This window comes from Ferruginibacter profundus (assembly GCF_054783275.1).
In genome coordinates this window covers 1-7,892 of sequence record NZ_BAAGQW010000008.1, presented here as the reverse complement: position 1 = coordinate 7,892, position 7,892 = coordinate 1, and the positions used below count along the sequence as shown (strand labels likewise).

9 protein-coding genes are annotated in these 7,892 nt (G+C 37.1%); all 9 read left to right on the top strand.

Annotated elements, in window-relative coordinates; translation table 11 throughout:
* The coding region (locus ACYVM0_RS26870) for a hypothetical protein (RefSeq protein WP_460562575.1) at positions 1-707 on the top strand (707 nt) is incomplete at its 5' end.
* Positions 708-831: 124 nt separating this feature from the next.
* The gene (locus ACYVM0_RS26865; RefSeq protein WP_460562573.1) at positions 832-1,461 is read left to right on the top strand and encodes a hypothetical protein; all 630 of its coding nucleotides are present in this window, start codon (positions 832-834) and stop codon (positions 1,459-1,461) included.
* A 214-nt stretch (positions 1,462-1,675) separates the two neighbouring features.
* Positions 1,676-2,209, top strand: a complete 534-nt coding sequence (locus ACYVM0_RS26860) for a DUF1877 family protein (RefSeq protein WP_460562571.1) — start codon at positions 1,676-1,678, stop codon at positions 2,207-2,209.
* Between the two features lie 246 nt (positions 2,210-2,455).
* Positions 2,456-3,025 (top strand): hypothetical protein, encoded by a 570-nt coding sequence (locus ACYVM0_RS26855; RefSeq protein WP_460562569.1) that lies wholly within the window; start codon positions 2,456-2,458, stop codon positions 3,023-3,025.
* 264 nt (positions 3,026-3,289) lie between these two features.
* Positions 3,290-3,805 (top strand): hypothetical protein, encoded by a 516-nt coding sequence (locus ACYVM0_RS26850; RefSeq protein ID WP_460562567.1) that lies wholly within the window; start codon positions 3,290-3,292, stop codon positions 3,803-3,805.
* 196 nt (positions 3,806-4,001) lie between these two features.
* A complete protein-coding gene (locus ACYVM0_RS26845; protein ID WP_460562565.1) occupies positions 4,002-4,667 on the top strand; it encodes a hypothetical protein in 666 nt (221 codons plus the stop codon).
* A 253-nt stretch (positions 4,668-4,920) separates the two neighbouring features.
* Positions 4,921-5,391 carry a hypothetical protein gene (locus ACYVM0_RS26840; RefSeq protein ID WP_460562563.1) on the top strand — a complete coding sequence of 157 codons (471 nt, stop codon included), beginning with the start codon at positions 4,921-4,923 and terminating at the stop codon, positions 5,389-5,391.
* Between the two features lie 196 nt (positions 5,392-5,587).
* Positions 5,588-6,178, top strand: a complete 591-nt coding sequence (locus ACYVM0_RS26835; RefSeq protein WP_460562561.1) for a hypothetical protein — start codon at positions 5,588-5,590, stop codon at positions 6,176-6,178.
* Between the two features lie 241 nt (positions 6,179-6,419).
* On the top strand, positions 6,420-7,430 hold the full coding sequence (locus ACYVM0_RS26830; protein ID WP_460562559.1) for a hypothetical protein: 1,011 nt from the start codon (positions 6,420-6,422) through the stop codon (positions 7,428-7,430).
* The last annotated feature ends 462 nt before the right edge of the window (positions 7,431-7,892 follow it).

Sequence of the window (7,892 nt, the reverse complement as noted above, 5' to 3'; positions counted from 1 at the left end):
CATTAGTTCCGGGCAGGACAAACATCAACGGGCAGTTATACGCAACATCAACTAATAGTTTTAATCAACAGGAGTACACGGGCGGACACAAGTCTATCTCCCAGCCTTCGCAAATACTTGGTCGTTGCCTGCTAGCATATTTGACACCTACGTTACTATTGAGAAACATGTTGACAGATCAAGAATTCCATAAAATATTCTCATGGCAGCCTTACAGATCAGACTGGCCAATCGACAGAAATCTATTTGACGACAGTATCAATTTACATTACGGAGAGTTAATAAAATGTTTGACACAGCATAAGTCATTTGACACATACTATTCTGAAGATGGAGGATTAGGAAATTATCTTGAGTTCTTTTGTTATCCAGGTGGACAGAAAATTTACAACGGAAATGCTGTAATCGTTTGTGTAAGCTTGTGCTCTCCAATTGCGGCTTACGGACAAACTTCTTTTAGCAAAGGAATAGACTTTGTAGGCTGGGAAGGCTTATTTAGTCCGGACAAAATAAATATTATCAGTGACAGTTCTCTTACGGAAATTGAAACAGAAGTAAAAGCAATTCTGGCAAATCATAAACTTACTTTAATAGACAAAGGCTTTGCAAGTAAACCTTTGCCTATTGAACTTGCAAAAACTTTAATGAATGAAAATCACAATGAAGGCAGCCAATATTTGCATGGCATTTTTCAAAAGACCGATTAATGCCAGCAGGCAACATTGGGTTTGCTGCAAGGCTGGCTGGACGTTGGAGCAATGGTCATTTTATCGCTGTTGTGCTTCATCTGGGCAGGACATATCCCGATAGCCATCGGGATTGGGCTTTTGTTTGTTAACCCGCACTTTTATATCTTTAACCTGCCTGCCGGCAGGCAGGTCAGCAGCGGTTCCGGGCAGACCAGCAATGAATTCCAGCCCTGCAGCAAGCCCTGCCCGTTATGTGCAATGCGACAACAGCCTTATGCTAATTTATAAACGTAATATTGAGAGAAGAGTTTTTAGTTTACGACTTATGTTTTTAATTTTAGGGACAAGTTGCTTTTTAGCCTTTAATTATCATTATGACAACATGGGATATTTTGTTTCTGTTGTTCTCATTACGTTAAGTATTATCGTTGTTAAAGACGTCGCTTTCTCTGTTGACTCATTTTTTGTATCAAAATATTACTTTTTCGGACTAATTAAATGGACTTGGAATTTCAACAAGGGTAATAACATCAAGCTTTCTTCGTTCGGTTCTGACTTCGGACAAGATGGAGAAAGTTCATTTCATGATGATACTGCAACTGGACTTGGATGCCTATTTATGATTTTTGAAGTTTTTGTACCCCCTAAAATTGTAGTGAAAGAGTTTAAAATTGAAAAACTTGACAGCCCTTATAAAAGAGTGTACATACTTCTAGACAAATATGAATTCAACAATTTACAGAAGCTCATTCATCAACCGCAAAGCACATAACAAAAGGTTTGCCGCAAGGCTGGCGGACGGAATTACAATCGGCAGTTTTACTACTATCAGCTAATATCGGGCTTGACCGAATTCTATTTGCCTTTTAGTTGTTAACTTCAACATCAGTTTTTTAATCGGCTTCAGTTGCCGGGCAGACACAGCAACAACTCCAGCCCTGCGGCAAGCCTCGAACGTTGTGCGCCATTTTAAACCGACAACCACTATGAGCCAATCAGCGACACTTTACAGAATTTCACAAGACACATTTAAGCAGTTAGACAAGCCTGATAACAAGCAAAAGTTTGACATTAATTCTGCGAAAAGTTATTCAATATTTCAAGGTTCTTTTATGGCACTTGAATATATTTTATCAAAAGGACAAAGCAATTCGACAACTGAACTTGTAAATGAAATCTTCAATCCTACACATTCATTAGGTGAACATTTTTTCGAAAGCCTGACCCCTGAAGAGCAATTTGAGTTTTATGAGAGCGGCCTTTTCATTCAATACTTGGACAAATCTACAATTTCACAACTTAATGTCTTAATTGCCAAAATCTCTTCATTAGAAATAAGTTCAAAATATAACGCAAAAGAACTTAATAATAACGGCATCTACCCAAGAGTTTGGCATAATGACAATTCACCCGATCAAGCCTACAATGAACGACATATTTTGGAAGACTTTGAAGAATTGAAAAACATTATTAAACAAGCAGACGCTGAACAAGATTATATTTTCGTATTTGTCGGTTGACACTTTACAATTGCCGACTCGACAAAACGGCGTACAACATTGGTTTTTTTGCAAGTTGAGCTTGACAAACTAAATTTCAGCAGATGTACGCAATTCAGCTGTGGTTCCGGGCGGACATTTCAACTTTGGGCATTTGCTCTTAACTTCATCTAAACAAAATTATCGGCAACAGTTCCGGGCTGACAATTACAAAATTCCATGTCAGCGCAAAGCTTTGCCCGTTAGCAGCAATTTGAACACCATACATTGAGTAAAAAAACAGCTTTGACATATTTAAGTATTGGACTTATTCCAATATTCTTAGCCTATACACTATGTTTTAACTATTGGTGGGTAAACATAGAAGATATACATTTCCCTACTATAATATCTGTATGGATTACTTGGGTCGCCGCAAATACTTTAGGTGTCTTCATATCTCGGTTGGCTTATTTTAAAGATTTAGGCAACAATTATATTGGTCTAATTAAATTGACTGACACTGGATTTCTTAAAGATTCGATTGGAAAAAACAAAGCAGCAAGATTTAAATATTTAAGCTCATTTTTTGCTGTCTTAATTTTAATAGTTACATCAATAATTTTCTATTTTCACACCAATTATTTTGAATTATTTCAATTAAACAAATACGGGCTGAGTAAGCAAGTTATTGTTAAAAAAATTTCTTTTTCTAATGGCCGACGAATAGAATTTGAATTTGACTACAATCAAAAAAGATACTATAAAGTTGTTCATTCACAAGTTTATGAAATCAATGATACAGTTCCAATTGTTTTTTCTTATGTTAACCCGGATATCATTAAGCTTAATAAATGAATCCATGACACAGCAAACTGCTGCTAACAAGGGGTTTACAAAAAGTTTGGCTGGACAATCTAATCTTCAGCAGTTATACGCAACTCAGCTGTGGTTCCGGGCTGGACAAACAATTTTTGGGCATTTGTTCTTAACTTCATCTATACAAAAATATCAGCAACGGTACTGGGCGGACGGAATACTAATTCCAAACCTTCTGTAAGCCCTGCACGTTATGTGCAACCTTTTTGAGCATTCCGTTAATTATATAGTTTCGACAAGACAATGCAAAGTTCAATAGCCCTTACAATAACAGACAACTCTGGCTTTTTAGGGATTGTCAACGCCGAAAAATACAATTCCTTCGTAAGTGAAGATTGGCAATTGTCGCAATTATTTAATCGCTTCGTAGACGAAATGAACAATGATAATTTAATACTCTGGTCGACCGGTTCTGAAAATGTTTGGACAGTACATTTTGTAAGTGTTCCATCAGACGTAAAATCATTCAGAGAATTTTACAAGACACTTGAAGTTACCAAGGAAAAAATATTTCTGACTAATTACGAAGATCTGACAATGGCTGCACAATTCCCCGACGAGAGAATTCCGACAAAACATAACGCAGACCTATCAATTGACTTAGGCAATGGTAAACACGAATTTCAAATTAGACAATTATTTGACCCGGAGGACAACAACTATGAGCCAGAAGGAAAAGTCAGCTTTGAAATTGTTGTACGAACTGAATCAAGTAAAAAGCTTCAAAAGATTGACAAAGTATTTTGGCATACATATTAAGGTATGCACATAACATTGGGTTTTATGCAAGTTGGGCTTGACAAACTTATCGTCAACAAATTGCAAAGCCAGGCATTGGTTCGGGGCTTGACAAACAATGTTGAGCATTAATATTAACTTCATCAAAATATTTTCAATCAGCAGTGGCCCCGGGCAGACGGAATACTAATTCCCAACCAGCTTAAAGCCCTGCCCGTTGCACGCAATTTTAATGACACCTTATAAACTAATCATACTATTTTTTTTACAACCGTTTTTTGTAACTACACAAGGACAAACAACTAGCAATCAAGTTGACTCTCTTGTAAAAAGCTATATCTCGCAATTAAGAGAAAGAGGTATCGACACAGTTTGTATCTATCAAGACTATTGCGTTGGCTGTGAATATAGCGCTGCAAAAGACGAAAATATATGCGATTTCCCAGGATGGATCTTTTTGCCAACGTATATTTTTTGGATTGACAAAGGGCTTAGTTTCATGACCAAGAAGGATAATTGTTTCGACTATTCTACTATCAAAATTGACAACCCTAAATTTTGGAAACTTTACTTTTCCAATAAGGATGCAATTAAACAAGAACAAATCAAAGTGCCTCAGTTCATTGAGATTAAAAATGGGGAAAAAAATATTTACTCGAGTATTATAGATCATTCTACAAGACAGAATATTAAAATAATTACAAAGAATGAGGTAATTTCTAAAAGCCTTGACGATTATTCCTTTTCTGAAAAAATTGGCCTCTCTTTAAAAAGCAACATCAATTACAAATACAATTCAAAAACATATTTAAAAAAGCTGCAACTACTATTGGACAAAACAGTTGAAGATCAAACTAAAAACCTAATTAAAACTCGAAGATAAAACTGCGTGCAACAAAAAGTTTTGCAAAAATGTGGCTGAACAAACTAACTTTTGCTAACTGCAAAGCCAGGCTTTGGTTCCGGGGAGGACAAACATCGCTGTACTTCAATTCTTAACCTAAACAAAATATTTTCAATCAGCAGTTGTTCCGGGCAGGACATTATAAAATATCCCCTTGCAGCAATACCTGGCCGTTGTGCGTAAGTTATCCGACGCATACTTATTTGCTATAACTTGACAACCCTAATAAAAAATGTATTGGAGCGAAAAAGTTGATTTAGTAAAAAAGCGATTTTCTGCAACAGACTTTAAGGACCCTTTTGAAAGTGGTGGTGGAATAATTGAAAAAATAATTAGGAAACTATTCGAATCAACTTGGGCAAATTTTTTTGAAGCGGAAAATAAAGCAACATTATTAAAACACGGTCAACTCATTAAAACTTGTACCGTAAAACAGCTTGACGAAGACCAACTGCCACATTTGCACAAAGACAAGAATTATTGGTTGCTTTTGATTATGCTGCCGAAGGGTCCAAACTTGCAAGTTTATGATTGCAAATTTGAGCCATTAAAAGAACTACTTTACTTTTCGTCCGGACTGAAAGAACAACAGTTTTGTATTGCTGACAAAAAGTATTCGTGGCTTCTATTTTTTAATGTTGACCGAATTAAAGACGTTGTAGAAATATACAAGACCGGAAACATAGACATGCTGACTGCGTGACCAAACCTACGCACAACATTGCATTGGCGTTATAGGGGCTGACGAACATAGGCTAAACATTGTAATTCTATTTATCTTTGGTACAAGCATTGGGCTTACGAGCATTGATTGCCCCTACCACGCCAATGCGTCAACGTTACCGGCAAGCAATATGAGTACCACGTTTAACATCATACCGACAAAAGTTGATAACAGTTTGACATTTCAAAATGTGTTGACACTTGCAAAACAGACATTAGGGAACCAGTTAGACAAGCTTTCAATTAATTTACCGGTTGACTTTTTAGTAAATATTCACCACGACAAAGAAGAATATGTAAACAGCATCAATCTTGACACAAAATTTATTTGGACAGAGAATGAGTATGCCTGGTTTACAGTTGACAAATCAAATGGTGGCACTGATGCGTATTGTCAAAAGATATCAGAGCATCTTTCTGATTGGAACTCTTATATTGAGGATACATTAGACAACATTGCAATGACACCTCAACTTAAACAACAAATTATTGACTGTGAATATGAATGGTATTTTAGACTTTCCGCAGGTCGATCGCCTTTAATGAGTATCGCTTATGGACATCTAACTGCTGCTGTGGCAAAGTTGACAGACGGATATATCTATACTTATGATGGTGCTTGGCACGACAACATTTTTCCTTCTACAGCCGAGCAATTACTCGAAGTATATTTTTATCCAGACAAAGCTAAAGATGCTACAGACTATGAATGGGTGACAAGATGCATCGAAGGCCTTAAATCCGACTTTGCCAGCAGCCAACATTAGGTTTGCTGCAAGGCTGGCTGGACATTGGAGCAATGGAGCATTTTATCGCTGTTGTGCTTCATCTGGACTGGACCTACCCTATTGGGCTTTTGTTTGTTAACCCGCACTTTTATATCTTTAACCTGCCTGCCGGCAGGCAGGTCAGCAGTGGTTCCGGGCGGACGAGCAATGAATTCCAGCCCTGCAGCAAGCCCTGCCCGTTGGCAGCAATGTAACACCCTTCGTATCACAACGAGATGCAATGAGACAACTTATCATTTTTGCATTACTTTTTCAAACAAATAACTTTTGTTTTTCGCAAGACAGTGGACATCAAGTTCATATTGTTAATCTTAAAGAACAAGAAAAGTTAATTGGTGAATTAGGCAAACCATTGGGAACTACATTGACGGTTCAAGGTATAATTGTGAGCAATCGATTTAAGAGGTCGTATAATGACGGCCCCATCCTGAAAGTTCAAGCTATTCATGATTCTTCAATTCAAGAACTAATAAAAATTCCACTCTCACCATATTTTGGAGAATTTGGCGACAAGCGACTTCCTAAACTTGAGAACGGTTCTACTTATCGTTTAAGAGTATATGAAACAGGTGAGTTTGACGGTATCCCTTCCGACGCCTACGAGGAAGCGGGCATTTTGTTGCAGACAAAAGGATTTCATTTTCAAAATAGATTGGTTGTGCTTTCGGGAGAAAAAATCAAACCCATAAGGGAGACACCTAATAAGTTTATTGGACACATAGCTCTTATATCAGGAGTTGCAACAAACGAAAGCGATACTGCATTTATTAATACATCAAAAGGGAAGCTAAGATTAATAGGCTTTAGAAAATGGACAGTATCAGAAGTCGGAAAGCTTGTTGAAGTATATGGAAAAATTGAGCCGACAGAATCTAAAGACATTTTTGATGTGAGGGATTGCATTCCAAGGCTTGTCAATTTAAAAGACCAAATTGGTAAGACCGTTAAACTTCGGGGAAGAGCAATGAATATGAACCAATATTGGTGGTTTAATTATCGGGGTACAGATATCTATGTTGAAAATATGGAAGAACTTCCAAATTGGACTGGTGAAAACCATTTTCGTCCAATGGAAATTACAGGAATTTTAGAACAAGCTGTTCTTCCAAGAATTGACCAGATAACCTTAAAAGAAAATCGGGACAAAAAATTATATTATATAGTTCGCAAGCCCAGTTGGACACCTATAGAAAAATTGTTAGCAGTAGAAGACAAAGAAACTCAAGACTGAGCAACACAAAACACTGCTGCCAACATTGGTATTGCCAATAGTGTGGCCTGACATTGAAACAATCAGCAGCGGTAATTCCTCTGTGCATTGGTTCGGGACTTGACGGACAAAGCCCAGCTTTAGTTATTAATATTTAACTTTATCAAAAACCCAGGCAGCAGTTCCAGGCGGACGAATATAAAATTCCCCACCATCGGCAATACCTGCTCGTTTGCTGCAATTTAATCGCAGCGTATAATATGCAAAGTGTCCAATTAGAGCATCTATTCTAAAAATAAATGCGTTACTTAATTTCTCTTATAGGCTTAATATTGTTGCTAAATAGTACTTCTGGCCAGAATTCTATAACCTTGCCTAATGGAATGAAGCCTTGTTGGAAGAATATCATTCTGGCTGATTCAACAGAAGGAATACTGATACAATATTTTCCCAAGCGAGTTTTGTGTAGGCCTGATGTTCCAA

Bases quoted from the DNA above. Each gene is read 5' to 3' on its own strand.
- ACYVM0_RS26860 (WP_460562571.1), top strand. From the start codon at position 1,676: ATGAGCCAATCAGCGACACTTTACAGAATTTCACAAGACACATTTAAG.
- ACYVM0_RS26850 (WP_460562567.1), top strand. From the start codon at position 3,290: ATGCAAAGTTCAATAGCCCTTACAATAACAGACAACTCTGGCTTTTTA.
- ACYVM0_RS26840 (WP_460562563.1), top strand. From the start codon at position 4,921: ATGTATTGGAGCGAAAAAGTTGATTTAGTAAAAAAGCGATTTTCTGCA.
- ACYVM0_RS26830 (WP_460562559.1), top strand. From the start codon at position 6,420: ATGAGACAACTTATCATTTTTGCATTACTTTTTCAAACAAATAACTTT.